We start from the raw sequence: 26,231 nt of genomic DNA, 5'->3' as shown, positions 1-26,231 counted from the left end.
AGTGAGTCGACGACATCAGGAACAGGAGTACCCATGAAGAGGCACATCGCCTTCCTGAACATCCCCGCCGCCGGTCATGTCACGCCGACGCTGGGCGTGGTCGAGGAGCTGGTCAAGCGCGGCCACAAGGTCAGCTACCTGGCCGCCGACGGCTTCGCCGAGCGCATCGCCTCGACGGGCGCCGAGGTCATCCCCTACACCACGACTCTCGACCCGCGGACGATCGCGCCGACCGGCGCGGAGGACTGGCTGGCCCGCGTCCTGCTCGGCGCGGTCCGGGAGGCGGCCGCCACGGCGCCGTCGCTGGAGGCCCACTTCGGTGACGATCTGCCGGACTGCCTCGTCTACGACATCTCGATGCAGTTCCTGGGCCGCGTCATGGCGCGGAAGCTCGGCGTACCGGGTATCCAGCTGTACCCCGTCCTGGCGTCCCACCAGTACTTCTCCGAGGCGCAGGGCGCCGCCGAGGGGATGTTCGGCGAGCTGACACGCGAGCTGCGTGCGTTCGCCGACGAACACGGGCTGCAGGACGTCCCGCTGGACGAGCTGATGGAGGACGCGCCCCGCAACATCTCCTTCATGCCGCGCGAGTTCCAGTCCGACGCCGACTCCTTCCCCGAGGACCGGTACACGTTCGTCGGAATCCCGCTGCGGGACAGCGACCTGCAGGGCACCTGGCGGCCGTCCACCGACCACCCCGTGGTGCTGATCTCCCTGGGTACGACCTTCAACACCCAGCCCGAGTTCTTCGCGATGTGCGCCAAGGCGTTCGACGGGCTGCCGTGGCACGTGGTGATCGCCGCGGGCCCCGGTGTGGACCTGGAGGCGGTGGGCGAACTGCCCCCCAACGCGGAGATCCACGCCTGGCTGACCCTGCAGGCGGTGCTCGAGCACGCCGGTGCGTTCGTGTGTCACGGCGGCGCGGGCAACACCATGAACGCCCTGTACGCGGGGGTGCCCCTGGTGTCCGTACCGCACAACGGCGACTCGGAGATGATCGCCGCGCGGACGGGCGAGCTGGGCCTCGGCCGGGTCCTGGCCCCCGAGGACGTCACCGCCGAGACCATCCGGGAGGCCGTCCTGGCGGTCGCCGCCGACGAGACCGTGCAGGCGAACCTGCGCGAGATGCGCCGGCACATGCAGAAGGCCGGCGGTGCGCCGCGCGCGGCCGACACGATCCTCGGTCACCTCGACGCCGTGTCGAAGTGACCGGCCGACTCGACGGGAGAAAACCATGAACACGCACGACCTGAGCACCGAGCTCGTCCCGGGCGACCTGTACCTGGAGATCCAGCAGTTCTACGCGGTGCAGCTCAAGATCCTCGACCGCGGTGACGGCAAGCAGTGGGCGAACACCTTCACGCCGGACGGCGTCTTCCAGGCCGCCGACATGCCCGAGCCCCTGGTCGGCCGGGAGATACTCACCAAGGCGATCGAGCTGCAGACCGCCAAGCACGAGGGCCTCGTCCTGCGGCACTGGCTCGGGCAGCTGACCGTCGAGCAGATCGGCGAGAACACCTACCGTGCGCAGAGCTACGTCATGGTCTACGTGACCCCCGACCGCACGCTGCTGAGCGGCGAGGTGCACTTCCGCCACCACACCCTCTGCGACGACGAGCTGGTCCGCGTCGACGGGTCCTGGCTCGTGCGCAAGCGCTTCGTCGAGACCGACGGCGAATACAAGTAGGCCGGGCGCACGGCATGATCCCCCTTTTCAGAGTGGCGATGTCCGAGAAGGCGTCGGCGCTGGTCGGCAAGGTTCTGGACAGCGGCTACATCGGTCAGGGCGCGAAGGTCGACGAGTTCGAGCGCGCTCTGGCCGGCCGGCTGGACAACCCCCGGATCCTGACCGTCAACAGCGCCACGTCCGGGCTGCATCTGGCACTGCATCTGGTCGCGACGGAGTCGGGCCGCAACGGCGAGGTCCTGGCCACCGCACTGACCTGCACGGCGACCAACTGGCCGATCATGGCGAACGGGATGCGCATCCGGTGGGTGGACACCGACCCGGCGACCCTGAACCTGGACCTCGACGACCTGGCCAGGAAGATCACGCCCGCGACCCGGGCGATCGTCCTGGTCCACTGGGGCGGCTACCCCGTCGACCTGGACCGCCTGGCCCGCATCCTCGACCAGGCCGAACGCGTCCACGGCGTCCGGCCCCGGGTCATCGAGGACTGTGCCGACGCGTGGGGCGCCACCTACAAGGGCGTCCCGCTCGGCGGGCACGGCAACATCGGCGTCTACAGTTTCCAGGCGATCAAGCACCTCACGACCGGTGACGGCGGACTGATCGTGCTGCCCGACGACGACCTGCTGGCCCGGGCCCGCCTGCTGCGCTGGTACGGCATCGACCGCGACGGCGGTGCGGCCCGGTTCAAGAACGACATCCCCGAGTACGGCTTCAAGTTCAACATGAACGACATCAACGCGGCCATCGGCCTGGCGAACCTCGAGATCGTCGACGACCTCGTCGCACGGCACCGCGAGAACGCGGCGTTCTACGACGCCGAACTGGCCGCAGTGGACGGTCTGGAGCTGACCGAGCGGGCCCCCGACCGCGATCCGTCGTTCTGGTACTACTCCGTCAAGGTGGACGACCGCGACGCCTTCGTCCTGCGCATGAAAGAGGCCGGAATCGCCACGAGCGAGGTCCACGAGCGCAACGACCTCTACGGCGCCACCCGGGACTACCGGGCGGTCCTGCCCGGGCTCGACAGCGTCGCCGGGCGCCAGATCGCCCTGCCGGTCGGCTGGTGGGTGTCGGACGAGGACCGGGCGCACATCGTGCGGACCGTCAAGGCCGGCTGGTGACCATCGCCGGACGGCACGGCACACGAGGAGGCGGGGAGCCGATCGGCTCCCCGCCTCCTCGCTCTGGCCGACGACGGCGGACGGTCTCAGGCGGTGTACCCGAATCGCTCCACGTAGGTGTTGGACACGCTCGTCGCGTTCGCGCGCAGCGCGGCGACGTGGGCGGGAAAGTCCGGGTGCCGGACGGCCGTCCGCAGCGCCTGGGCATCGGTCCACCGCGCGATGTTGACGTACTTGTTCGGGTCGTCCACGTGCTGGTGGAGTGTGTAGGTCAGCAGCCCGGGCTGTTTCCGGAAGAACTCCGCGGTGTCGCTGAACGTCTTCTCGAACGCCTCCGGCGCCCCGGTGAGCGTGAACTGGTTGACGAAGGTGATCGGGCCGTCCGGCTTGTCCTGTGCCATCGTGTGTCCTCCTCGGTCGTGCTGCCACGCGGCGGGCTGTCGCGCAGCAGCTTCGGGGACGGTCCTCGGCGGGCTCTGGAATCCGGCTGTAGTCAGGTTGCCGAACCGGTCTCCCGCAGGGGCTTCCACCAGCCCGGGTTGTCCCGGTACCAGGCGACGTTCTCCGCGAGGCCCTGGGCGAACGGGACCGTGGGCTCGTACCCCAACTCCTCGCGGATCTTGGTGTCGTCGAGCGCGTACCGCAGGTCATGGCCCTTGCGGTCGGTGACCCGGCGCACCAGGTCCGGCTCGGCGCCGATGAGCGTGAGCAACCGGTCGGCCATCTGGCGGTTCGTGAGTGCGTCGCCGCTGCCGATGTTGTAGATCTCTCCGGGCCTGCCCTTGTCCAGCACGAGCTGGACGGCCCGGCAGTGGTCGTGGACGTGCAGCCATTCGCGGACGTTGCCGCCGTCGCCGTACAGCGGAACGCTCTCCCCGCTGAGCAGACCGGTGACGAAACGTGGGATCAGTTTCTCGACGTGCTGGTACGGGCCGTAGTTGTTGGAGCAGCGGGTGATGCGGACGTCGAGCCCGTGGGTGCGTGCGTAGGACCGCGCGATCAGGTCCGCGCCCGCCTTCGACGCGGCGTAGGGCGAGTTGGGGGCCAGGGGCCACTCCTCCGTCCACGCTCCTTCGTCGATGGTCCCGTACACCTCGTCGGTGGACACGTGGACGACCCGCCGCACGCCGGTGCGCACGCACGCCTCGAGGAGGGTCTGGGTGCCGAGCACATTGGTGCGGACGAAGTCCGCGGCCGCGTCGAGTGAGCGGTCCACATGCGACTCGGCGGCGAAGTGCACCACCTCGTCGTGTCCGGGCAGTACCTTGAGCAGCAGCGGGAGGTCGCAGACGTCACCGCGGACGAAGGTGAGCCGTGGATGTCCTGTCGGCAGGTTGGCCAGGTTGCCCGCGTAGGTGAGCTTGTCGAGGACCGTGACCTCGGCACCGTCCCGGCCGGGGTAGCCGCCGGCGAGCAGGGTGCGTACGTAGTGCGAACCGATGAATCCCGCGCCGCCCGTCACCAGAACGCTCATCAGGCGGTCACCTCTTCCCGTATGTGGAACTGCGCCTTCATGGTCGGGTTACCTCCTCGTTCCGGTCCGGACGCGCACAGCGTGCGGCCGCGAACTCGAACCGCTGTGCAGCAGAGGTGGAGCACACGGGCCCCCTTGTTCTCGAGTACGGCTCGAGGCCGCAGGAGGATGCTGGACCCCGACCCCCAAGAAGGAGATCGGCATGATCACCCCCAAGATTCCAGCGAAGAGCCTGGAAGTCCGCCTCGCCAAGCATCTGGAGGGCCCGCTCACGCTGGACCACTTCGACGTCGTGGAGGCGGACCTTGCTGAGCCGGGCGACGGAGAGGTCGTCGTCCGCAACGACTTCATGCAGCTGACCGCGGTCATGCAGGATCTGATGACCCCCAGCCCTGATCTCCCGATGCCCCCCTACCAGGTCGGTCAGCGCCTGTGGGGCGGCGGCATCGGCACCGTCGTGCAGTCGAACAGTCCCGACCTCGCGGTCGGCGACCTCGTGCAGAACATGGACGGATGGGCCGAGTACTCCGTCGGGCCCGCCGGCCAGTACTACAAGGCCGACCCCACCCTGTACCCCGCACCGGAGTACTACCTGACGCAGGGCCCGACCGCCTACCACGGCATCGTGGACATCGCCGAGGTCGGCGAGTCGGACGTGGTCTACGTGTCCGGTGCGGCCGGGGGCGTCGGTTCGCTGGCCGGCCAGATCGCCAAGTGCCGCGGCGCGAAGCGTGTGATCGGCAGCGCCGGGAGCAAGGCCAAGGTCGAGTACCTGGTCAACGAGCTCGGCTACGACGCGGCCTTCGACTACCACGACGGTCCGGTGGTGGACCGCCTGCGGGAGCTGGCTCCCGACGGCATCAACGTCTTCTTCGACACGGTCGGCGGCGAGCAGTTCGAGGCCGCCGTCCAGGTCGCGGCACAGGACGCCCGCTTCGCGCTGTGCGGAGCGCTGTCCGGACAGGTCGGCGACAGCGAGGGCGCGTTCCCGCGCCTGGACATCATGACGGCGATCGTCCGGCAGATCGTCCTGCGGCCGTACGCCACGTACCACACGCCCGAGCAGATCTGGGCCTGGCACCAGCACTTCAGCCAGTGGCTCAAGGAAGGGAAGTTCGTCCTGCCGCAGACGACCATCAAGGGCGGGCTGTCCGAGGCCCCCGCCGGCCTCCTCAACCTGCTGGGCGGAAAGTACCAGGGGAACGTCGTGGTGAAGCTCTCCGAGAGCTGATGACGCGGCCTGCCCGGAGGCCTGAACTCCCTCCGGGCAGGTTCCAGCTCCCCTCGAGGAAGCCGACCGAGCATGTCGTACATGACACTGGAAACGCGAGGGCTGCGCACCTTCTTCACGCAGCAGCCCGATTGGTCTCCGAGTCCTTCGGACGACGGCCTTGAATTCGCATACATCGAGGCCCCCCTCGACTACGCCGATCCGGCCGGCCCGCGCATTTCCCTCGCGATCAGCCGGCTCCGGGCGAGCGACCCCGGCCGGCGGCGGGGAACGCTCCTGTCCCTCAACGGCGGCCCGGGCGGGGACGGCGGCCTCGGACGGCTCCTGCCGGCCCGCCTCGGCCGGAGCCCACTGCACGAGATCTACGACCTCGTCGGCTTCGACCCGCGCGGTACCGGCGCCTCCACCCGCATCGAGGGGGAGAACAGCCCGACGACCACCGCGTTCGACTCCCGGCCGCCGGACTCCGCGTTCGCCGCCATCACCGCCGACATGCGGGAGCGCGACCAGGGCTGTGTGCGGGCCGGCGGCGCACTGCGCCGCCACATCACCACCCGCAACAACGCCCGCGACATGGACCTGATCCGTGAGGTCCTCGGCGAACAGCAGATCAGCTTCGTCGGCTGGGCCTACGGCACGCTCCTCGGAGCCGTCTACGGCACCATGTTCGGCGACCGTCTGGACCGCAGTGTGCTCGATTCCTGCGTGCACCCGGACTGGGACTGGCGCCGGCAGTTCAAGTCGCAGGCCGACGCGGTGCGGGAGAACGTCGACAAGTGGGCGGACTGGACCGCCGAGCGGCACGAACGCTTCGCCCTGGGCACCACCCCCGCCCTGGTCCTGGAGAGCGTCGAGAAGACGGCCGCCGCGCTCGCCGCGATGTCGGGCAGCACCGCGGCGCGCACCTCCTTCGACGGTGCGATCGGCAACCTCAGCCCCGTTCGCCCGAAGTGGGCCGAACTCGGCGACCTGGTGGCGCAGTTGGCCGCGGCTGCCGAGGCGGGGGACACGGACCGGGTGCGGACCCTGCTCGGCGGCCAGGTCAAATGGCGGCCCGGACACGCGGCGGGGGAACTCCGGGAAGCCGTGCTCGAAGCGGTGACCTGCGAGACGCTGTGGCCGACGGACCTGGAGATCTACTACCGGGACATGCGGGACCTCCGGGAACGCTGCCCCTACGGATTCGGGGTGATGCGCGCCCAGCCGTGGGTGGGCACCTTCCGGACCGTGGATCCGCCGGAGCCGGCCACCCGCGTCCAGCGTGCCGGTTACCCCACGGGCCTCATCGTCCAGGCCGACGGTGACCCCCTGGACCACCATCCCGGCGGTCTCGCCATGGCGGAGCGCCTGGGGCACCACCTGATCACCGTGGTCGACTCCGGCGCTCACGAGATCTACGGCCTCTCCGGCAACGAGCACGTGGACCGTCTCGTCAACGACTACCTCATGAACGGGGTTCTGCCGCCCGAGCGCGTCACCTGCCCCGGGGAGCCCCGCCCCGACATCGCCCCCGACGGAACGAGGAACGCCCCTCATGGAAACTGAAGCGATCCAGCCCTCCGGGCTCACGCGCGCGGACCGGGTCCGCCCGGCCAGGCCGGGTCTGGTCCTGGCCGCCTGCTGCCTCAGCCAGCTCGTCGTCGTACTCGACGGCTCGATCATGAACGTCGCCCTGCCGGCGGTCCAGCACGACCTGTCGTTCGACCAGAACAGCCTGCAGTGGGTGCTCAACGCGTTCATGATCCCGTTCGCCGGGCTGCTCCTCCTCGCCGGACGCATGGCTGACCTCTTCGGCCGCCGGCGGCTCTTCCTGACCGGTATCGCGCTGTTCACCGTGGCCAGCCTCCTGGGCGGGCTCGCGGTCGACTCGGCGTGGCTGATCGCGGCCCGCGCCGCGCAAGGCGTCGGTGCCGCGATCATCGCCCCCGCCACGCTCTCCGTTCTGAGCACCACGTTCGTCGAACCCAAGGAGCGCGCCAAGGCGTTCGGACTGTGGGGTGCCGCGGCGGGCAGCGGCGGTGCGATCGGCGTCCTCGCCGGTGGCGTCATCGTCGAATGGCTGTCCTGGCGCTGGGTGCTCCTGGTCAACATCCCCCTGGGCGCGGTCCTCATGTACATGGTGGCCTCGGCGGTCGTCGAGTCACGTGACCCGGACGCCCGCCGCCGGCTGGACATCGCCGGCGCGCTGTCGGTGACCCTGGGCCTCGCGGTCCTCGTCTACGGCATCGCCGAAGGCGAGCGGTACGGCTGGGGGGCGCCCCGGATCGTGACGGCCCTGACCGCCGGTGCGGTGCTCCTCGCCTTCTTCCTGGTGGACCAGGCGAAGCTGGCCGAGCAGCCGATCATGCCGCTGAGCATCTTCCGGAGCCGTTCGGTCAGCGTGGCGAACGCCGTGGCGTTCGTGTCCGGCGCGGCCATGCTCAGCACCTTCTACTTCATGACGCTGCAGCTCCAGATCGTCCTGGGGTACAGCGCCCTGCACACCGGCGTCGCCTATCTGCCGGTTTCCCTGGCGACCTTCGTCGGTGCCGGCGGCTGCTCGGCCGTGGTGGCCAAGACCGGGCCCCGCCCGGTGCTCCTCGTCGGCCTGGCGCTGGCGGCGGCAGGCCTGCTGTGGCTGGGCCAGGCGGACGAGACGGCCACCTTCACCGCTGACCTGCTGGGCCCGACCGTCGTCTTCGGCATCGGCCTCGGCCTGCTCATCACCGGCACGGCCAACGCGGCGACCGCGGAGGTGCCCGACAGCCAGCAGGGGCTCGCCTCCGGTCTGCTCAACACCAACCAGACGCTGGGCAGTGCCGTCGGCCTCGCGATTCTCGTGGCCGTCGCCAACTCCCACACCGCGAAGGCGATGAAGAGCGTCAATCCCGCGGACGCCACGGCGCGCGCCCATGCCCTCTCCAGCGGCTACGAGCTGGCCTTCCTGGTCACCGCCGGGGTCCTGGCGGCGAGCATGCTCATCGCGCTCGCGGCTCCGAAGGCCCGCAGGTGACGGTGGACCGTCGTCGGGAAGGGGCCGCGGGGGAGTGATGTCCCCGCGGCCCCTTCTCGTTCCCACGTCCCGTCCGCGCACGTGGCTTCGTCAGCCTCACATGGCGGCAGCCACCCGCACGTCGTGGCTCTCGGCGCCGTCTGCGGCGAAGGTGAGAAGCCGTGCGCCCTCCTCCTCGAGCTCCGCACGCCGGGCCGCCGGCAGCGGCCTGAAGGGCTGCACGTGCAGCGTGGCGGCCGAGCGCTCCTGCTCGACCCGCCAGACCCCGTGGACGAACCCGTCCACCAGGATGGTGCCGGGAATGACGGCGTTCTTCGTCGCGATCGCCCTGCGGTCCTGGTCACTGATGATCCGCGTGCGGTCGGCGTGCGAGAGGATCGCGTTGTCGTACGGGGCCAGGTACCGCACGGGGGCCGGCGTGTCCGGATCCGGGCGAGGGGCCTCGGGCAGGTCGAACAGCTCCGCACCCGAGGAGTCCCGGAAGGTCACCAGACGGGGCCGGAGCCGCTCGGTCACCTCACGCAACCGGGTCAGGCCCGACCACGCCTGGATGTCCTTGACCGAAGCCGGGCCGAAGGCCGCGAGGTAGCGCAGGACCTGGCGGTCCGGAGCGGACTCGGGCTCCAGCGGCGCACCCAGCCACATCTGGGCGGTGGCATAGGTGGTCTGCCCGCTCGCCCCCCAGATTCCCCGAGGCGGGACCTGGACCAGCGGCAGCAGCGCACGGACCGCGTTGACGAGGGTGGAGGGCGCGCGGTCGGGCCACCTCTCCTGGAGGAGCTTGCCGAGTTCCGTGGTGGTACGCGGCTCCTCCTCGACGAGTTCGCGGCCCGCGGCGGCGAGTTCACCGAAGTCGACGTCGCCCAGCTCCTTGCCGAAGGTGGTGCGCAAGGAGCGCTCCATGAAGGGCTGCACCCAGGGACGGATCGCCAGGCAGTCGCGGGCGGTGACCAGATGCACGGTCCCCCGCATCAGGGCGATGCGGACCGCGTCCCGGCTGGTGAGCAGGGCGGCCAGCTCGTCCTGACGGAAGTCCGCCAGCCGGGTCCACAGGCCGTAGTAGGGCGGTGTCGGGGCCTGCGCCTGCAGGCCCACGAGGTGCTCGATCGCCTCCGGCACGGACCGGGTCCCGCGGCGTAACAGCATCTGCCGGTCCAGGAAGGCCCGGTTCAGAGCCTCCCGGCTCAGCGTCTCGCCTGCTCTTGCTGTGGATCGTGTGGGCATGTGGCTCCTCAGCGCACGAGGCGGAAGAACGTGCGTAGTTCGTCCGCGAGAACGGCCGGCTTCTCCAGGGCCGGGAAGTGACCGCCGCTGTCGAGGTCCCGCCAGTGGCGCAGGTCCGTGAAGCGCTCCCGCGCCCAGGCCCGGGGGAGCCAGGCGTCCTTGGGGAAGACCGAGCATCCCGTGGGCACCGAAGTCGGGTTCATGGGTTCCTTGCCGAAGCTCTCCCAGAACAGTCGGCCGGACGACGTGGCGGTCCGGGTCAGCCAGTACATCATCACCGTGTCGAGCAGACGGTCACGTGACACGGCCTTCTCGAGGTCGCCGTCGTGGTCCGCCCAGCTCCAGAACCGGTCGACGATCCAGCCGAGTTGGCCGCTGGGGGAGTCGCTCAGCGCGTAGCCGATGGCCTGCGGCCGGGTGGACTGGATCACCGCGTATCCCGAGCGGCTCTCACCGAAGCTCTTCATCCGGGCCATGGCCGCCTGGTCGCGCGCATCCAACTCCACCTCCCTCTGGGGTGCCTGCGCCAGCGGCATCGTCAGATGGATCCCGGAGAGGTGTGCCGGGTCGGTGCTGCCGAGGGCCGCGCTGATCCACGAGCCCCAGTCCCCGCCGTGGGCGCCGTAGCGGGTGTAGCCGAGCCGGGCCATCAGGGCGGCCCAGGCCGACGCGGTCCGGGCCACGGACCAGCCGGTGCCGTCGGGCCTGTCGCTGAAGCCGTGGCCGGGCAGGGACGGGCAGACCACGTGGAAGGCGTCGGCCGGGTCCGGCGGGTCGATGAGCAGGTCGATGATGTCGAGGTACTCGACGACACTGCTGGGCCACCCGTGGGTGAGCAGCAGCGGCGTGGCGTCCGGATGCGGCGAGCGCACGTGCAGAAAGTGCACTGCGAGGCCGTCGATCGTGGTGCGGTACTGGGGCAGGGAGTTCAGCCTCGCCTCGGTCGCCCGCCAGTCGTAGTGGTGCTGCCAGTACGAGCACAGCTCCTTCATATAGGCGAGTGTGGGGCCCTGTGACCAGTCGTCGACCGTTTCGGCATCCGGCCAGCGGGTCTCCGCGAGGCGCCGGCGCAGATCACTCAATTCGCTCTCCGGCACCTCGATCCGGAACGGTGTGACGTCCGCAGTCATACGAGAACCTCCTGGTCGAAGCGGAACGGCTGCACGGACGTCGAGGCTAGGGAACCGCGCTACAGCTGGGGTCGAGCCCCGTCGGCACCGCGGGGAGCGATGCATTGGTTCTCAAGTAGGGCTAGAGGTATTTCGGTCATTCTTCCCCCATGAAGAAACTGCCGATAGCCGCTACGGCGGCCGCCATGACTGCACTGATCGCGCTGCCCGCGTCGGCGCACGGCGCGGAGACCAAGGTCACTACTCCCGTGGGTAGTTGGGAAGCCACAGTGACCCGGCCGGGCGCCACGGACTACGTCCAGATGTTCTTCACCCGCAGTGGGAGGGCCTGCCTGATCAGCGACGGCGGCACGAGCCTGGGCACCTGGGTGCCGACCGGGGTGAACGCGTTCAACTACCGGATCAAGGAACCCCTGTCCGACGGCCACGGCACACAGACCGGCTGGGTCTACATCAATCAGTACGCCGCCCAGGTCGGCGACCGGTTCGACAGCTCCGGAGTCTCGACCATCTACGACCTGAGCGGCAACAAGCAGGGGGCTGTGACCGCCCATGTCGTAGCCGTCCGTGGGACCGCCACCCCGCCGGCATACTGCAGTCGTTAGCCCGCAGCCGTCATGTGCAGTGCCTTTCGGCCGGGTCGGCGAGACGCCCAGAGCGTCTTGCCGACCCGGCCGAAAGGCACTTTCCGTGTCAGGCGGGTGTGGACAGCCGGTCCTGGCCCGGCACGTGTGCCGGCGCCGAGCCGTTCGGACGCGGCCCGGTGACAAACGCCTTCAGGTCGAACCCGGGGCTGCGTGCCTCGGCGGGGGAGGGCCCCGTGCCCGTGGCGAGCAGCCGCCGCGCGATGCCGTGATCGGCCGGCCGGCCGACCGACTCGACGCCGACCAGCCGGCCCTGGAGGAAGCAGAGCACCGAGAAACGGGCCCCGTCGGGATCGCCGACGGTGACTGTCTCGTCGTGGCCCGCGGTCAGCCCGGCCATCTGCAGCCGCAGCTCGTACTGCTCGGACCAGAACCAGGGGACCGCGGTGTACGGTGCGCTCTCGCCGCAGATCGCGGCGGCCACGTACCGGGCCTGGTCGGACGCGTTCTGCACCGACTCGAGGCGGATGTGACGCCCCGACCCGGGGTCGGGGAAGCGGGCGCAGTCGCCGATCGCGTAGACGGCCCTGTCGCTCGTCCGCAGCCACCGGTCGACGATGACGCCGTCGCCGACGAGGAGGCCCGCGTCGGCGGCGAGCCGGGTGTTCGGCAGGGCGCCGGCGCCCACGACCACCAGGTCGGCGGGCAGCCTCCGGCCGTCGCGCAGTTCCATGACCTCGACGTGGCCGTCGGCGCCGCCGTGCAGGGCGGCCACCTCCTGGCCGAGCAGGAGGCGCACCCCGCGTTCCCGGTGCCGCCCGGCGAGCCACGCCGACATCTGCGGGGTGAGCGCGCGGGCGAGGGGGCGTGACTGGACCTCGACCACCGTCACCCGGTGCCCCAACGTGGTGGCGGTGGCGGCCAGTTCGAGACCGACGAACCCGGCGCCGATCACACAGACATGGCGCGGCGGCCCGTCGAGATGCCCCCGCAGCGTCTCGGCGTCGGCGAGGCCCCGGAGCGTGAGTACTCCGCCCAGGTCCGCACCGGGCAGGGGCAGGACACGGGCCCTGGCACCGGTGGCGAGGACCAGCTTGTCGTAGGCGAGGAGTTCCCCCGACGCCAACTCGACTTCCTGACCGTCGAGTTCGAGTCGTTCCGCGCGGTCACCGGACACGCGGGAGATGCCCTGCTCCTCGAAGAACGACTCGGGGCGCAGGGACAGGTCCTCGCGCGCGGTGGCGCCGGTCAGGAAACCCTTGGACAGGGGCGGCCGGTGGTAGGGCGGCACGGGCTCGTCGCCGACCAGGGTGACCGGGCCGCTGTACCCCTTGGCGCGCAGCGCGGCGGCCGTGTCGAGGCCGCCCTGTCCCGCGCCGATGACGACGACTCCGCGGGCGGCCATCAGCTCTGCGCCTCGGGCAGATGCACCAGGAGCCCGTCGAGGGCTTCGGTGACCGGCAGCTGGCAGCTCAGGCGGCTCGACTCCCGGCGCGGGCACGCCGTTCCGTACAGGACGTCGTCCTCCACGGAGTCCATCGGCGGCAGGGGCACGGCGCTGTCGTCGTCCACATAGACGTGGCAGGTCCCGCACTGTGCGGAGCCGCCGCACTGGGCCTCGATGCCGTCGATGTTGTTCAGCTTCGCCACCCGCATGACCGTGTTGGGTGCCTGGGCATCGACGACGGTGGTGGTGCCGTTCGGGTGCTTGAAGGTGATCTTGGCCATGGCGCTCTCCTCGTGGAATGTCGTACCACCCTGCGGGGGGTACGGAATCCGGCCTCGCCCGCGTACGGAAGAGGACTGTGACCACCCGGTCTGGAGGCGCCCTTGAGCGGTCCTCAGGCAGCTCCGCGCGGCTCGACCGCGCTGCGATCTCCGGTCGATCGCTGCGGCGCAGCGTGGCGGCATGACTGCTTCCACCGTGCAGGGCGCCGCGCCGCCCACCGCCGTCCCCCACCGGCTCGGCCTTGTCCTCGCCGTCTGCTGCCTGGGCCAGTTCATGAACGTCCTGGACGCCTCGGTGGTCAATGTGGCGCTGCCCGCCATCGCCGCCGACCTGCGCTTCGACCGGCACAACCTGCAGCTGGTCAACAACGCGTACACCGTCGTCGTCTGTGGGTTCCTGCTGCTCGGCGGCCGGCTCGCCGACCTGTTCGGGCAGCGCAGGATCCTCCTGGCCGGGGCCGCCCTGTTCACCCTCGCCAGCGCCGTCGGAGGCGCGGCGGACGGCCCGGCGACCCTGATCATGGCCCGGGCCTTCCAGGGGCTGGGCGCCGCCGTCATGGCGCCCGCGACGCTGACCGTGCTCAGCACCACGTTCACCGGGGCCGAGGCGCGCGCCAAGGCGTTCGGCTGGTGGAGCGGGGTGTCGGGGGCGGCGGGCGCGATCGGGGTGCTGGCCGGCGGTGTCATCACCGAGTGGCTGTCCTGGCGCTGGATCCTCCTGGTCAACGTGCCCATCGGCGTCGTCCTGCTGGCCACCGCGGCGTCCGTGGTGCCCTCGGGACCGGCCCGCCGCGGACCGCGCCCCGGCCTGGACGCGCCCGGTGCGCTCACCGTCACGCTCGGCCTGATGGCGGTGGTCTGGGCCGTCGCCGAGACGCATGCACACGGCTGGGGCTCCGTCCCGGTCCTCGTGCCGCTCGTCGCGGGCACGGTGCTGCTCGCCCTGTTCCTGCTCATCCAGACGCGGTTCGCACGCCATCCGCTGGTGCCGCTCGGCATCTTCCGCATCCGTGCGGTCGCCGCCGCCAACCTGGTCGCCTTCTTCGGCATCGCGGCGCTCTTCAGCACCTTCTACTTCTTCACGCTCCTGCTGCAACAAGTGCTCGGCTACAGCCCGGTGCGCACAGGGCTGAGCTATCTGCCGCTGACGGCGGGCATCGCGCTCGGCGGCTGGGGCGTGTCCTCGCTGATCCCGCGCACCGGTGCGCGTCCCGTGCTGCTCACGGGCCTGACGACGTCCTGCCTCGGCCTGCTGTGGCTGGCGCGGGCCGACGCGGGCGCCGGCTTCGTCACCGATGTGCTCGGCCCCGTCGTACTGCTCGGCTTCGGCATGGGCGCGGTGCTCAACGCGACGACGAACGCGGCCACCGCCGACTTGCCCGCCCATCAGGCGGGGCTCGCCTCCGGACTGCTCAACACCACGCGCCAGCTGGGCAGCGCACTGGGTCTGGTGACCCTCGCGGCCCTCTCCGCGCACCGCATCGACGCGGCGTCCGGGCAGGGCGCGGCGGCCTCCGCCCACGCGCTCGCCTCCGGTTACGGCCTCGCCCTCGACGGAGCCGCGGTGTTCGCGGCCGCCGGCCTGCTCGCCGCGCTCGCGGTGCCGGGCCGGCGCTCTCGTGCCGGGACGCCGGCCTCCTGAGAAGGGGCAGCGGACCGAGTGCGGACAGCACAGAGGGGCCCCGGTACCGATCGGTACCGGGGCCCCTTCCGCGTCATCGAAGCCGTGCCGGGTTCCGCCTCCCTCCCGCCACGGGCCGTCGTCCCCGGGCGCAGCCTGATGCGCCGGGCCCGGTACGCCCATCGCCGGACCACCCGACCCACCAGCTGCCACACCGGGCAACCCCGGTTCCCGGGCGTCACCAGACGACCGGCAGCTCCCACAGCCCGTAGATCACGGCGCCCTCCTTGCGCGGGATCTCCAGGAACGGCTTGGCCAGCCGGAGGGTGGGAATCCGCTGGAACAGCTTGCTCCACACGACCTGCAGTTCCAGCCGGGCGAGGTCCGCGCCGATGCAGTGGTGCACGCCGTGCCCGAAGCCCAGGTGCTTGCGGCTGCCGCGGGTGATGTCGAGCCTCTGCGGCTCGGGGAAGACCTCGGGGTCGCGGTTGGCGGCGAGCCCCAGGCACAGGATGCCGTCCCCCTTGCGGATGACCTGGCCGCCGATCTCGATGTCCTCGAGGGCGACGCGCGGCACGGCCGTGTCACCGATGGTGGCGTAGCGCACCAGCTCCTCGACGGCCGACTTCACCAACGAGGGGTCGTCCAGGAGGAGCTGCAGCTGGTCGGGGTGCTCCAGGAGAGCGGCGGTGCCCAGCGAGATCTGGCTGGCGGTGGTCTCGTGGCCGCCGTTCATCAGCAGCCGCACCATGTTGAAGAGATCCCGGTCCGTGTAGGCCTCGCCGGACTCCTCGTAGTCGGCCATCGCCCGGCTGAGCAGGTCCTCGCCCGGCTCGCGCCGCTTGAGCTGGATCAACTCCTTCACATAGGCGTTGACTTCGACGATCGCCGCCTGCCGCTCCTCGGTGGAGCTGTGCCCGCCGAGCAGCGCCGTGCCGTGCTTGATGAAGAAGTCGTGCTGGTCCTGCGGGATGCCGAGCAGCTCACAGATCACCGTCATCGGAACGGCGAGGGAGAACACCCGGTGGAAGTCGGCCGGCGGCTTCAGCGCCAGGAGCTTGTCGAGGTGCTCGTCGACGATCTCCTCGATCCGCGGCCGAAGACGCTGCACCTGCCGGTTGGTGAACGTCAGCGCCGCCTTGCGCCGGGTGGAGCTGTGCTCCTTGCCGTCGTAGCCGATGAAGGACGTCTCGGTGCGGTACTCGGGCGGGGCGATGAAATAGAACGGGAAGTTGTCGTGCCTGCGCGAGGCGCTCACCCGCGGATCGGTGAGCAGCTCACGGATGGTCTGATAGCCGGTGATCGTCCATATGCGCAGGCCCGACCCGGTCAGGGTGACCTGGGAGACGTCCTTGTCCACCATCTCCGCGTACTCGGTGGGCGGTGTGAAGGGGCAGGTGCGCGCGTACGGGAAGGTCTGTGCCTCGGCCGGTGCGTCCGCCTCGGTGGCGCTGGTGGTCACAGTGGTTCCTTTCGCCGTGGGTGAATGCGTACGGAAAGTGCCGTCTGGCCGGGTCCGAGGGGCCAGTAGACCGGGACCTTCTTGGGCCGTGGTCGAGTCCGCGCAGAGCTGCGGGTCCCGTGTGTCCGCAGCCACCGGCGCCCCACGATCCGCGCTCCACCGACACCCAAGGAGCTCCCCGCAGCGTTCCGGCTCCGACGGAGGAGGAGCCGCAGATGGCGACAGATACAGGACCACTGCACGGCCTGCGGGTCGTGGAGCTGGCGGCGATCGGCCCCGCACCGTTCGCCTGCATGATCTTCGCTGACCTGGGGGCCGACGTGGTGCGGATCGACCGGGCCGACGGCGCCCGGTCGTTCGCGGACTGGCACGGCGAACTGGACCGGGGGCGCCGCACGATGGAGCTGGATCTCAAGGACCCGGGGGACGTGGACTGGCTGCTGCGCCAGGTCGAGCAGTCGGACGTCCTGGTGGAGGGGTTCCGGCCGGGCGTGGCCGAGCGGCTCGGCGTCGGCCCCGACGTCTGCCTCGGGCGCAATCCCCGCCTGGTCTACGGCCGGATGACCGGCTGGGGCCAGCACGGGCCGCTCGCCACCACCCCCGGGCACGACATCAACTACCTCGCCCTGACCGGCGCGTTGCACGCCATCGGCGAGGCGGGCGGACCGCCGGTGCCACCGGTGAACCTGCTCGGCGACTTCGCGGGCGGTGCGATGTTCCTGGTCGCCGGGGTGCTGGCCGCCCTGTACGAGCGGGGGACCTCGGGCCGTGGGCAGATCGTGGACGCGGCGATCGTGGACGGCGCCGGCGCGATGCTCGGCATGCTGACCGCGATGGCCCGGGCCGGGCAGTGGCGGCACGAGCGCGGCGTCAACCTGCTGGACGGCGGGGCGCCCTTCTACTCCTGCTACGCGTGCGCGGACGGCAAGTACGTCGCCGTGGGCGCGCTGGAGGAGCGGTTCTACCGGGCGCTGCTGCGTGGTCTGGAGCTCGACCCCGAGCGGCTGCCGGACCGCGGCGACCCCGTCAACTGGCCCTCCCTGCGCCGGGTCCTCGCCCGCCGCTTCCTCACCCGCGACCGGGACGACTGGGCCCGCGACTTCGAGGAGACGGAGGCGTGCGTGACACCGGTCCTCGACGTCGAGGAAGCCGCGGCGCACCCCCATCACCGGGCGCGTGGAAGCGGCCCCAGCGCACCGGCCCCGCGCTTCGGCAAGGTGCAGGCGGACCTTCGCTGACCGCGGTCGCCCCGCGAACCGGGCGGGGTGCGAGTCCACCATCGCCCCGCCCGGCCACCCGACGCCGTGCGCGCTGCCCGAGCGGCTGCCCGAGGAGGAGCCGGCCGCGGAGCCCGAGGCCGCCACCTTCTCCCGCGGCGGCGCCTCCGTCTGCGATTGCCCAGGTCAGGGGCCGAGCGGCACACCAGCCGCCCGGCCCCTGACGCATGCCGCGGGGGCCCGGGCCGGGTTCGAGCCGCGCTCCGGGCGGCTTCGAGGCGACGGCCGGAATCTGAGGGGACCAGCAGCGGCCGACCGGCGCCGCAGGCCGACAGTTAGGAGGGGCGATGGCGGAGCGCAGCTTTCAGCTCTACGACACGACCCTGCGCGACGGGACGCAGATGGAGGGGCTCGCCCTCACCGTCGACGACAAGCTCGCCATTGCGCGCAGCCTGGACGCCCTCGGCGTGGGGTTCATCGAAGGCGGCTGGCCCGGCGCGGTTCCCAAGGACACCGAGTTCTTCCGCCGGGCCCGCACCGAACTCGACCTGCGCGCCGCCCTGTTGACGGCTTTCGGCGCCACCCGCAGGCCCGGCGTCGCGGTCTCGCAGGACCCGCAGGTGCGGGCCCTGCTGGAGGCGGAGACCCCCGCGGTGACCCTCGTCGCCAAGAGCCACCCGGGGCACGTGGAGGCCGCCCTGCGCACCACGCTCGCCGAGAACCTGGCCATGATCCGGTCCACCGTGCAGCACCTGGTGCTCGCCGGACGCCGGGTCTTCCTGGACGCCGAGCACTACTTCGACGGCTACCTCGCCAACCGCGAGTACGCCCTGGAAGTGGTGCGCACGGCGATGGAGGCCGGCGCCGAGACCGTCGTGCTGTGCGACACCAACGGCGGCTCGCTGCCCGACGAGGTGAAGGCCGTCGTCGCCGACACCGGCGCCATGACCGGCGCCGCCGTCGGCATCCACTGCCACGACGACACCGGCTGCGCCGTCGCCAACACCATGGCCGCCGTCGACGCGGGCGCCCGGCACGCCCAGGGCACCGTCCACGGCTACGGCGAACGCTGCGGCAACGCGAACCTGCTCACCGTCATCGCCAACCTCGTCCTCAAGCGGGGCCTGGAGGTGATCCCGCTGGAGCGGCTCACCGACCTGGAGCCGACCGGGCGGGCCGTCGCCCAGATCACCGGCCTCCCCGGCGCGCATGCCGCCCCGTACGTCGGCGCGGCCGCCTTCACGCACAAGGCGGGCCTGCACGCCTCCGCGCTGCGGGTGGACCCCGGCCTGTACCAGCACATCGACCCGGCCCGCGTCGGCAACACCATGCGCGTCCTCGTCTCCGACATGGGCGGCCGGTCCTCCATCGAGCTGAAGGCCCGCGAGCTGGGCTACGAGGCCGACGCCGGTTCCGCGGCGGTGGGCCGCGCCGCGGCCCGGGTCAAGGAGCTGGAGAGCCGCGGCTACACCTTCGAGTCCGCCGACGCCTCCTTCGCGCTGCTGCTGCGCGAGGAGCTGGACGAACATCCGTACCTGCCGCCCTTCGACGTCGAGTCGTGGCAGGTGACGCTCGACGGGAACAGCGGCGGCGCGCGGGCCACGGTGCGGCTGCGCGCCGACGGGGTGCCGCTGACCGCGACCGGCCAGGGCAGGGAACCGGTGCACGCCCTGGACGCCGCCCTGCACCAGGCACTGGACCCCTTCTTCCCCGAGGTGGCCGGGCTGCGGCTGCACACCCACCGCACACGGGAACTGGCCGGCGCGAACGGTCAGCCGAGCCTGGTGCGGGTGCTCCTCACGTTCCGGGACGGCGAGCGCGACTGGGGCACCGTCGGCGTGGCCGCGCATGCCACGCCGGCCGCGCTGCACGCCCTGCTCGACGGAGTCCACCACGTCCTGTCCGGCGGATCCGGCCGGGCCCGGGGCGAGGCGGCCCCGGAGCTGCTGGCCGCACCGGCCGACTGAGAGCACAGGATCCCTTCGAACCCCCAGGAGAGCGGCTGTGCGCGTGGAAGACCTCTACCTACGGGCGACCTCGGTGCGTCTCCCGTCCCGGCTGAGCATCGACGACGCCGTGGCGGCGGGCGACTGTCCGGCGAACCTCGCCGCGGCCACCGGCGCCGTCTCGGTGGCGTACTCGCCGGACGAGTCCGCCGCGCAGATGGCGGCCCACGCCGCGCGGACCGCGCTGGCCCGCGCGGGCAGCGACCCCGCCGACGTGGATCTGCTGCTGCACGCGGACACGTATCACCAGGGACAGGACCTGTGGCCCGTCGCCTCGTACATCCAGCGCGAGGCGCTCGGCAACCACTGCCCCGCTCTGGAGATCCGGCAGATGTCCAACGGCGGGCTCGCCGCGATGGACCTCGCCGCCGCCTACCTCACGGCGGGCCACGGCCACGGCGACGCGCTGCTCACCAGTGCCGACCGGTTCTGCACGCCGGGCATCGACCGCTGGCGGACCGACCCCGGCACGCCCTACGCCGACGGCGCCGCGGCCCTCGTGCTCTCCCGGCGCGGCGGCTTCGCCCGGCTCGTCTCCCTCGCGCTGCACGCCGATCCGGAACTCGAACCGATGCACCGCGGTGACGATCCCTTCACCCGGGCGCCCTTCAGCCATCGGATGCCGGTCGACTTCGAGGAGGCCAAACGCTCCTTCATCGGCCGGACGGGCATGTCGTACGCCATCACCCGCGCGCACAACGGCCAGCAGACCGTGGTCAAGGAGGCGCTCGCCGACGCCGGGATGGAGCTGGCCGAGGCCCGCTGGGTGGTGCTGCCGCACTTCGGCCACCGCCGGCTGCAGGCCATCTACTACAAGCCATTCGGTATCGAACAGGCCCGCACGCCGTGGGAGTTCAGCCGCACGGTGGGCCATCTCGGGGCCGGTGACCAGTTCGCCGGGCTCGACCACCTGGTGGTGTCCGGGAAGGCCCGGCCCGGCGACCGCTGTGTGCTGATCAGTGTCGGTGCCGGCTACAGCTGGGGATGTGCCGTGGTGGAGATCACCCGGCGACCCGGCTGGGCCGACTGAGCACGGCCCTGCCCCGGCCGGTCTCCACCCAGGGTCGAGGCGTACTCCAGGGCACCTGTGTCAATCTGCTGACCGCCGTCCCCGACGGCACGACCCAAGGAAGGACCGCCGTGGCGACGACCGTTGCGAGCGAGACACCGGACACCGAGCGCCCCGTCCAGGGCCCGCACGTCACAGAGCACTCCATCACCGTGGCCGCACCGCCCGACGCCGTCTACGCGCTGGTGGCCGACGTCTCCGCCTGGCCCCAGGTGTTCGGGCCCACCGTGCACGTCGAGGTGCTCGAAGCGGACACGCCGGACGCGCCGGGCACGGGCGAGCAGCTGCTGCGCATCTGGGCGATGGCCAACGAGCAGGTACGCACCTGGACCTCGCGCCGCACCCTCGACCCGCGGGCCCGCGTCATCACCTTCCGGCAGGTGGTCTCGGCGGCCCCCGTCGCCTCGATGGGCGGCACCTGGCGCATCGAGGAGGTCGACGACGGCACGGCCCGGGTGGTGCTGCTGCACGACTACCGTGCCGTCGGCGACGACCCCGAGGCGGAGCGGCTGATCGAGCGCGCCGTCGACCGCAACAGCGTCGCCGAGCTCGCCGCGCTGAAGAACGCCGCCGAACTCGGCGCGTCCGCGAGGGAGTTGCAGTTCACCTTCAGCGACTCGGTGACCGTGGCCGGGGCGGCCGGCGACGTGTACGGGTTCCTGAACCGCGCCGAGCTGTGGCCCGAGCGGCTGCCGCATGTGGCCCGGCTCGGCCTCACGGAGGAAGAGCCCGGCATCCAGCACATGGACATGGACACCCGCAGCCCGGACGGCTCCCTGCACAACACCACCTCGGTACGGGTCTGCTTCGAGGACCGTCGGCAGATCGTGTACAAGCAGCTGCGGGTGCCCGTCGCGATGCGCGTGCACACGGGCCGCTGGACCATCGAGCCCGCCGGTGACGACGGCACCCTCACCGTCACCTCCTGGCACACGGTCGTCCTCGACCCGGAAGGGGTCCGCAGCGCGCTCGGCCCCGACGCCACCCTCGCCGAGGCCAGGGCCCTGGTCCGCAAGGCGCTGGGCACCAACAGCTCGACCACCTTGCGTCATGCCAAGAAATTCGCGGAGGACGTGCATGCCGGGACGTGAACTCGCGGGGCCCGTCACGGTCATCAACCGGTTCGAGGTCAAAGGCGACACCGACAAGTTCGAGCGGATGTTCCGCGAACACTCCCAGTTCCTGCGCAGCCGCGCGGACTTCGAGTTCCTGGTGACCATGCAGCTCGTCGACCGGCCGCACGTCTACGTGCACCTCGGGCACTGGCGCACCCTGCAGGCCTTCCTGGACACCGTGCACGACGAGACGTTCCTGGGGCACGTCGAGCGCCTCGAACCGCTCGTCGAGACGGAGTTCGACCAGGCGGTCAGCGCCGGCCGGATGCTGCGGGGCAACGCTCAGGCCGGGACCCGCAGCGTGGCCCTGGTGCGGGCCCGGGTGCGCGGAGACTGGCGCGCCTTCGAGCGGAGCTTCGCCGAACTCGTCGAGGAACTGACCGCGACGGGCGGCTTCGGGGGCAGCGATCTGCTGCGCTCCATCGTCCGCCCCGCCGTGTACACGGGCGTCCTGTGGTGGGAGGACGGCGACGCGCTGGCGCGGGCCTTCGACAACGCACCGGTCAAGGCCGCCGTCGACACGCTGGGCAACGCCGCGGATCTGGTCGTCGAGCGGACCCGGCACGTGGCGTACGAGCGCGTCATCGACTGACCGGCGCCCCGGAAGAGCATCCACCGGCCGTGCCCCAGCGGGACGAGAGCCGAGGACATCCGGTCCTCGGCTTTCCCGCGTTCCGGCCGCGAGGGCTTTTCAAGGGCGAGGCGGCACGCTGGTGCCATGTCGAACGAGAGGCACATCACCGTGGTGCGCGGGCGGCCCGACGCGGAGGAACTGGCCGCGGTCACCGCCGTGTTGCTGGCCCTGGTGCGCCGTGCGCGGCAACCGGAGCCCACCGCCCTCGCGGCGTACGCGAACTGGACCGTCAAGGGCGGCGACTACCGCCCGGTGCCGGACGGGCCCGGCCGATGACCCGGCCCGCCATGTGCCCGAGGGAACGCGCGACAGCGAAGGGGGAGGCGTTGACCGGTCACCGGACGTTCACCGACATCGTGCGCAGCAGGGTTGCCGAGGCGCCCGCCCGCGAGGCGCTGATCCTGCTTCGTGAGCGGGACGGCGCACTGCGGCCGGACCCGGTCGGCTACGCCGAACTCGACCGGGCGGCCGGCGCCGTCGCCGCCCGGATCCGGCGTTACGTGGCGCCCGGTGAGCGCATGCTGATCCTGCACCGCTCGCGCCGGCAGTTCACCATCAGCTTCCTCGCCTGCCTGTACGCGGGCGTGGCCGCGGTGCCCGCCGCGCCGCCGGGCACCGCGGGCCGGCACGACGAGCGGATCGCGGGCATCGTCAAGGACGCCGCGGCGGCCGGTGTGCTCACCTCCCTCGCCGAGGCTCCCGAGGTGACGCAGCTGCTGGCCCGTACCGGCTACGGACGGATCACCTGCATCCCGACCGACGCCGCGGACGACGCCGACGGCGAGCCGTTCCAGACGGTTCCCCGAGGACCGGACGACGTCGCGTTCGTGCAGTACACCTCGGGCTCCACCCGCGAACCGCGCGGCGTCGTCGTCACACACCGGGCGCTGCTCGCGGGCCACGAGGCGATCAGTGCGGCGCTCGGCACCACGCCGGGCAGCAGGATCGGCGGCTGGCTGCCGCTCCACCACGACATGGGCCTGGTCGGTCAGCTGCTGCATGCCCTCTGGCTCGGCGGGACCGCCGTCCTGCTCTCCCCGGTCGCCTTCGTCAAGCGCCCGGCGAACTGGCTGGAGACGATCTCGCGGTACGGCCTCACCGTCAGCGGCGCCCCCGACTCCGCGTACGAGCTGTGCGTGCGCCGGGTCAACGACAGCCAGCTCGCCGGGCTCGACCTGTCCGGCTGGCGCGTCGCCGTCAACGGCGGCGAACCCGTGACCGCCGCCACCATGCGGGCCTTCGCCGAACGCTTCGCCCCCGCCGGACTGCGGCCCGAGGCGCTCACCCCCTGCTACGGCCTCGCGGAGGCGACCCTGCTCGTCGCGGGCGACCGGAACACCTCCGCGTTCGGCACCCGCCCCCTGCCGGGGCCGCTCGCCGCCGACGGCCCGCCGCGGGAGACCGTCTCCTGCGGCCGGCCCGCCTCCGCCGAGGTGCGCATCGTCGACCCGGACAGCCACGAGGCGCTCGACGACGGCCGCGTCGGGGAGATATGGGTGCGCGGCGCGGCCGTCGCGCGCGGCTACTGGGGCGTTCCCGCGCAGAGCGCCGGGATCTTCGACGGCCGGATCAAGGACGGTGAGCGCGGCTATCTGCGCACCGGGGACCTCGGCGCCCTCGTCGACGGGCAGCTGTACGTGACCGGCCGGATCAAGGACATGATCGTGGTGGCGGGCCGCAACCTGTACCCGCAGGACCTGGAGCGTTCCGTGCGCGAGGTCAGCGCCCTGTTCGGCTCCGGCACCGCCTTCGGGGTGCCCGCGGAGCGCGAACGCCTCGTCGTCGTACAGGAGTTGCGCGCCCGCAGCCGCTACGGAGTCGACCTGGCCGAACTCGCCACCTCCGTGCAGCGCACCCTCGGCGAGCAGTACGACGTCCGGGCCGGCGGCGTCCTCCTGGTACGCCCCGGCACGGTGCGCCGCACCACCAGCGGCAAGGTGGAGCGGGCCGCGATGCGCCGCCTGTTCCTCAACGGCGAACTGGCGGCACTGCACGAGTGGGTCGACCCGGAGGTGGAGCGGCTGGTACGGAGGGGACACCGATGACGCGCCCAAGGGGCCCCCAGGAGTCCGCAGCCGCCGGGCAGCCCGCAGTCGCCGGACAGCCCGTCGCGGCATCCTCCGCGGAGCGCACCCGGATCGACGCTCTGGAAGCAGCCTTCGGCCCCCTGGACGACCCCGGAAACCCCCTGGGCGCCGCGGCCCTGCTGAAGGCCGACGCCGCGGGCGAGCAACTCCCCGGCGCGGAACAGGTACTGGACGACTTCGCCCTGAACGCCGAGTTCGTTCCGGAGGACCTCGGCGGCAGGCTGCGCCGCATGGACGTCCTCGGCCGGCTCCTGCGCCCCCTGTTCCGCCGCGACGCCTCCCTCGGCTTCGGCTACGGCCTCAGCTGCTTCTTCGCCGCCGTACCCGTATGGACCGCGGGCAGTGAGGCGCAGCGCCGCTTCGTCGCCCGGCTGCTGCTGGACGGCGAGCGGGTGGCCGTCGCCCGGCACGAGGTGGCGCACGGCAACGACTTCGTCCGCGACGAGCTGACCGCCCGGCCCGTCGCCTCAGGCCTGTCGGTGAACGGCAGCAAGACCGCGATCGCCAACGCGGCCCGCTCGCGGGGCCTGGTGGTCTTCGCCCGCACCTCGAACGCCCCGAGCGGTGGCCGCAGCCACTCGGTCCTGGTGCTCGACCGCGCCGCCCTGCCCGCCGACCGGATCACCGACCTCGACCGGCACGCCACCACCGGCATGCGCAGCGCCGAGTTCGGGGGCCTGGCGTTCAACGGCTGCACCGTGCCCGACAGCGCCGTACTCGGCCGCATCGGCGACGGCTACGAACTGTCCCTGCGGTCCTCCCTGATGATCCGCGGCCTCATCCCGTCGATCGTGCTCGCCGGCGTCGACACCGCCCTGCGCACCGTGGCCGCCTTCGCCACCCGGCGCCGCGACGACGGCCGTTCCTCGCTCGATGTGCGGCATGTGCGCGACGTGCTCACCGGGGCCTTCCTCGACCTGCTGCTCATCGACTGCCTCGCCCTGGTCGCCACCCGGTCGCTGCATCTGCTGCCGCGGCAGATGAGCGCGTACGCGGCGTCGGCGGCCTATCTCGCGCCGCGGTTCGCCGCCGAGACGATGGACGAGATGGCGGCGGTGCTCGGCGAGGAGAGCTTCGCGGTGAGCGGGACGTACGGGATGTTCCAGAAGCAGCTGCGGGACCTGCCCGTCACCTCGCTGGGCCACGCCGGCAGCGCGGGCCGCCAGGTCAGCATCCTGCCGCAGCTGCCGCACTTCGCCCGGCACTGCTGGTTCGCCGAGGACCAGGCACCCGCCGCGCTGTTCCGGCCGGACGAGGACCTGCCGCCGCTGGACCTGCCGGGGCTGTCCCTGCTCGGCGACAGCGACCCGCTGGCCGCGACCCTGGTGGCCTGCACCGACTGGCTGGAGTCGGCCGACCTGAACGCGCCCGGCCGCGGGGACTGGCCCCTGCTATGCACCCTGGCCAGGGCCCTCACCGACGAACTACGGGACCTCGCCAAGGCGTTCGGTGAGATCGATCCCGGGGACCGCACGGCACTGGCCAGCCCGCGCACCTTCGCGCTCGCCGACCGCTACACCCTGGTCCTGGCGGCGGCGTGCTGTCTGGGGACCTGGCGCGAGCAGGCGAAGACCGGTACCGACGCGTTCCTGGCCGACCCGGCCTGGCCCTCGGCGGTGCTTCACCGCCTGGGCCGCCGGCTGGGTCTGTCCGTACCCGACCGGCCCTCCGCCTGCGAGCAGCGCGTCCTCACGGAGGCCCTGGACCGCCTGCACGGCCGCCGCAGCTACGACCTGTACGGCTCCGCGCTGGCCCGCGCGACCCCGGGATAGCCCGAACGAGAGCACGCACCGAACGACGTGGGAAACGCACCCCGGACTTCCCCGGAGCCGCATGCCGTCGG

Annotated in this window: 23 protein-coding genes; 16 read left to right on the top strand and 7 right to left on the bottom strand. The window is 71.8% G+C overall.

All coding sequences use genetic code 11. The features are described from left to right. Nucleotides 1-33: 33 nt before the first annotated feature. From ACZ7GZ_RS21765 to ACZ7GZ_RS21755, 3 genes are read left to right on the top strand one after another with little or no spacing between them, the layout of a single operon-like run. Entirely contained in the window at nt 34-1,209 is a 1,176-nt protein-coding gene (locus ACZ7GZ_RS21765) for a macrolide family glycosyltransferase (protein WP_471026493.1), read from the top strand. 25 nt (nt 1,210-1,234) lie between these two features. Then, complete coding sequence (locus ACZ7GZ_RS21760; RefSeq protein ID WP_471026491.1) at nt 1,235-1,687, top strand: nuclear transport factor 2 family protein; 453 nt, start codon at nt 1,235-1,237, stop codon at nt 1,685-1,687. Nucleotides 1,688-1,725: 38 nt separating this feature from the next. Continuing rightward, nucleotides 1,726-2,814, top strand: coding sequence for a DegT/DnrJ/EryC1/StrS family aminotransferase (locus ACZ7GZ_RS21755; protein WP_471026488.1), 1,089 nt, complete (start codon nt 1,726-1,728; stop codon nt 2,812-2,814). Nucleotides 2,815-2,900: 86 nt separating this feature from the next. Here ACZ7GZ_RS21755 and ACZ7GZ_RS21750 read toward each other — a convergent pair whose 3' ends face one another. Together ACZ7GZ_RS21750 and rfbB are read right to left on the bottom strand one after the other, a co-directional pair. Beyond that, nucleotides 2,901-3,215, bottom strand: a complete 315-nt coding sequence (locus tag ACZ7GZ_RS21750) for an antibiotic biosynthesis monooxygenase family protein (protein ID WP_471026487.1) — start codon at nt 3,213-3,215, stop codon at nt 2,901-2,903. 92 nt (nt 3,216-3,307) lie between these two features. Further along, a complete protein-coding gene (gene rfbB, locus ACZ7GZ_RS21745) occupies nt 3,308-4,288 on the bottom strand; it encodes a dTDP-glucose 4,6-dehydratase (RefSeq protein ID WP_471026485.1) in 981 nt (326 codons plus the stop codon). Between the two features lie 202 nt (nt 4,289-4,490). Between rfbB and ACZ7GZ_RS21740 the strand changes: the two genes are divergently transcribed. From ACZ7GZ_RS21740 to ACZ7GZ_RS21730, 3 genes are all read left to right on the top strand, one after another. Further along, nucleotides 4,491-5,519 carry a zinc-binding dehydrogenase gene (locus ACZ7GZ_RS21740; RefSeq protein WP_450794353.1) on the top strand — a complete coding sequence of 343 codons (1,029 nt, stop codon included), beginning with the start codon at nt 4,491-4,493 and terminating at the stop codon, nt 5,517-5,519. Nucleotides 5,520-5,600: 81 nt separating this feature from the next. Continuing rightward, nucleotides 5,601-7,064, top strand: coding sequence for an alpha/beta fold hydrolase (locus tag ACZ7GZ_RS21735; RefSeq protein ID WP_471026483.1), 1,464 nt, complete (start codon nt 5,601-5,603; stop codon nt 7,062-7,064). Beyond that, entirely contained in the window at nt 7,054-8,511 is a 1,458-nt protein-coding gene (locus tag ACZ7GZ_RS21730) for an MFS transporter (RefSeq protein ID WP_471026481.1), read from the top strand. Before ACZ7GZ_RS21735 ends, ACZ7GZ_RS21730 begins: the two co-directional genes overlap by 11 nt. 96 nt (nt 8,512-8,607) lie before the next feature. Here ACZ7GZ_RS21730 and ACZ7GZ_RS21725 read toward each other — a convergent pair whose 3' ends face one another. Together ACZ7GZ_RS21725 and ACZ7GZ_RS21720 are read right to left on the bottom strand one after the other, a co-directional pair. Next, nucleotides 8,608-9,735, bottom strand: a complete 1,128-nt coding sequence (locus ACZ7GZ_RS21725; protein ID WP_471026478.1) for a winged helix DNA-binding domain-containing protein — start codon at nt 9,733-9,735, stop codon at nt 8,608-8,610. A gap of 8 nt (nt 9,736-9,743) precedes the next feature. Next, nucleotides 9,744-10,865: an epoxide hydrolase family protein gene (locus tag ACZ7GZ_RS21720; protein ID WP_471026475.1), complete on the bottom strand. Its 1,122-nt coding sequence runs from the start codon at nt 10,863-10,865 to the stop codon at nt 9,744-9,746. Nucleotides 10,866-11,014: 149 nt separating this feature from the next. Between ACZ7GZ_RS21720 and ACZ7GZ_RS21715 the strand changes: the two genes are divergently transcribed. After that, nucleotides 11,015-11,470 carry a hypothetical protein gene (locus ACZ7GZ_RS21715; protein WP_471026474.1) on the top strand — a complete coding sequence of 152 codons (456 nt, stop codon included), beginning with the start codon at nt 11,015-11,017 and terminating at the stop codon, nt 11,468-11,470. An 88-nt stretch (nt 11,471-11,558) separates the two neighbouring features. Here ACZ7GZ_RS21715 and ACZ7GZ_RS21710 read toward each other — a convergent pair whose 3' ends face one another. Continuing rightward, nucleotides 11,559-12,854 (bottom strand): NAD(P)/FAD-dependent oxidoreductase, encoded by a 1,296-nt coding sequence (locus ACZ7GZ_RS21710; RefSeq protein ID WP_471026471.1) that lies wholly within the window; start codon nt 12,852-12,854, stop codon nt 11,559-11,561. Then, complete coding sequence (locus tag ACZ7GZ_RS21705; RefSeq protein ID WP_471026470.1) at nt 12,854-13,177, bottom strand: 2Fe-2S iron-sulfur cluster-binding protein; 324 nt, start codon at nt 13,175-13,177, stop codon at nt 12,854-12,856. Before ACZ7GZ_RS21705 ends, ACZ7GZ_RS21710 begins: the two co-directional genes overlap by 1 nt. 181 nt (nt 13,178-13,358) lie before the next feature. On the opposite strand from ACZ7GZ_RS21705, the gene ACZ7GZ_RS21700 reads away from it, so the two are divergent. Further along, complete coding sequence (locus ACZ7GZ_RS21700) at nt 13,359-14,819, top strand: MFS transporter (protein WP_471026467.1); 1,461 nt, start codon at nt 13,359-13,361, stop codon at nt 14,817-14,819. A 217-nt stretch (nt 14,820-15,036) separates the two neighbouring features. Here ACZ7GZ_RS21700 and ACZ7GZ_RS21695 read toward each other — a convergent pair whose 3' ends face one another. Beyond that, nucleotides 15,037-16,260 (bottom strand): cytochrome P450, encoded by a 1,224-nt coding sequence (locus ACZ7GZ_RS21695; RefSeq protein ID WP_471026465.1) that lies wholly within the window; start codon nt 16,258-16,260, stop codon nt 15,037-15,039. A 215-nt stretch (nt 16,261-16,475) separates the two neighbouring features. Between ACZ7GZ_RS21695 and ACZ7GZ_RS21690 the strand changes: the two genes are divergently transcribed. The 8 genes from ACZ7GZ_RS21690 (at nt 16,476) to ACZ7GZ_RS21655 (ending at nt 26,160) form a co-directional block, all read left to right on the top strand. Continuing rightward, nucleotides 16,476-17,498, top strand: coding sequence for a CaiB/BaiF CoA transferase family protein (locus ACZ7GZ_RS21690; protein ID WP_471026463.1), 1,023 nt, complete (start codon nt 16,476-16,478; stop codon nt 17,496-17,498). Nucleotides 17,499-17,824: 326 nt separating this feature from the next. Next, the gene (cimA, locus tag ACZ7GZ_RS21685; protein WP_471026461.1) at nt 17,825-19,444 is read left to right on the top strand and encodes a citramalate synthase; all 1,620 of its coding nucleotides are present in this window, start codon (nt 17,825-17,827) and stop codon (nt 19,442-19,444) included. A gap of 37 nt (nt 19,445-19,481) precedes the next feature. Beyond that, the gene (locus ACZ7GZ_RS21680) at nt 19,482-20,513 is read left to right on the top strand and encodes a ketoacyl-ACP synthase III family protein (protein ID WP_471026459.1); all 1,032 of its coding nucleotides are present in this window, start codon (nt 19,482-19,484) and stop codon (nt 20,511-20,513) included. A gap of 110 nt (nt 20,514-20,623) precedes the next feature. After that, nucleotides 20,624-21,643, top strand: coding sequence for an aromatase/cyclase (locus ACZ7GZ_RS21675; RefSeq protein ID WP_471026456.1), 1,020 nt, complete (start codon nt 20,624-20,626; stop codon nt 21,641-21,643). Continuing rightward, complete coding sequence (locus tag ACZ7GZ_RS21670; protein ID WP_471026454.1) at nt 21,630-22,259, top strand: antibiotic biosynthesis monooxygenase family protein; 630 nt, start codon at nt 21,630-21,632, stop codon at nt 22,257-22,259. Before ACZ7GZ_RS21675 ends, ACZ7GZ_RS21670 begins: the two co-directional genes overlap by 14 nt. 126 nt (nt 22,260-22,385) lie before the next feature. Beyond that, nucleotides 22,386-22,577, top strand: coding sequence for an acyl-CoA carboxylase subunit epsilon (locus ACZ7GZ_RS21665; protein ID WP_471026452.1), 192 nt, complete (start codon nt 22,386-22,388; stop codon nt 22,575-22,577). A 50-nt stretch (nt 22,578-22,627) separates the two neighbouring features. After that, a complete protein-coding gene (locus ACZ7GZ_RS21660) occupies nt 22,628-24,346 on the top strand; it encodes a fatty acyl-AMP ligase (RefSeq protein ID WP_471026450.1) in 1,719 nt (572 codons plus the stop codon). Further along, a complete protein-coding gene (locus ACZ7GZ_RS21655; RefSeq protein WP_471026449.1) occupies nt 24,343-26,160 on the top strand; it encodes an acyl-CoA dehydrogenase family protein in 1,818 nt (605 codons plus the stop codon). The genes ACZ7GZ_RS21660 and ACZ7GZ_RS21655 overlap by 4 nt, the downstream gene beginning before the upstream one ends. Nucleotides 26,161-26,231: the final 71 nt, after the last annotated feature.

It is taken from the genome of Streptomyces sp. NPDC037288 (genome assembly GCF_055603265.1).
Note: the sequence above shows the minus strand (reverse complement) of the source record. Positions and strands in the feature narration are given on the sequence as shown.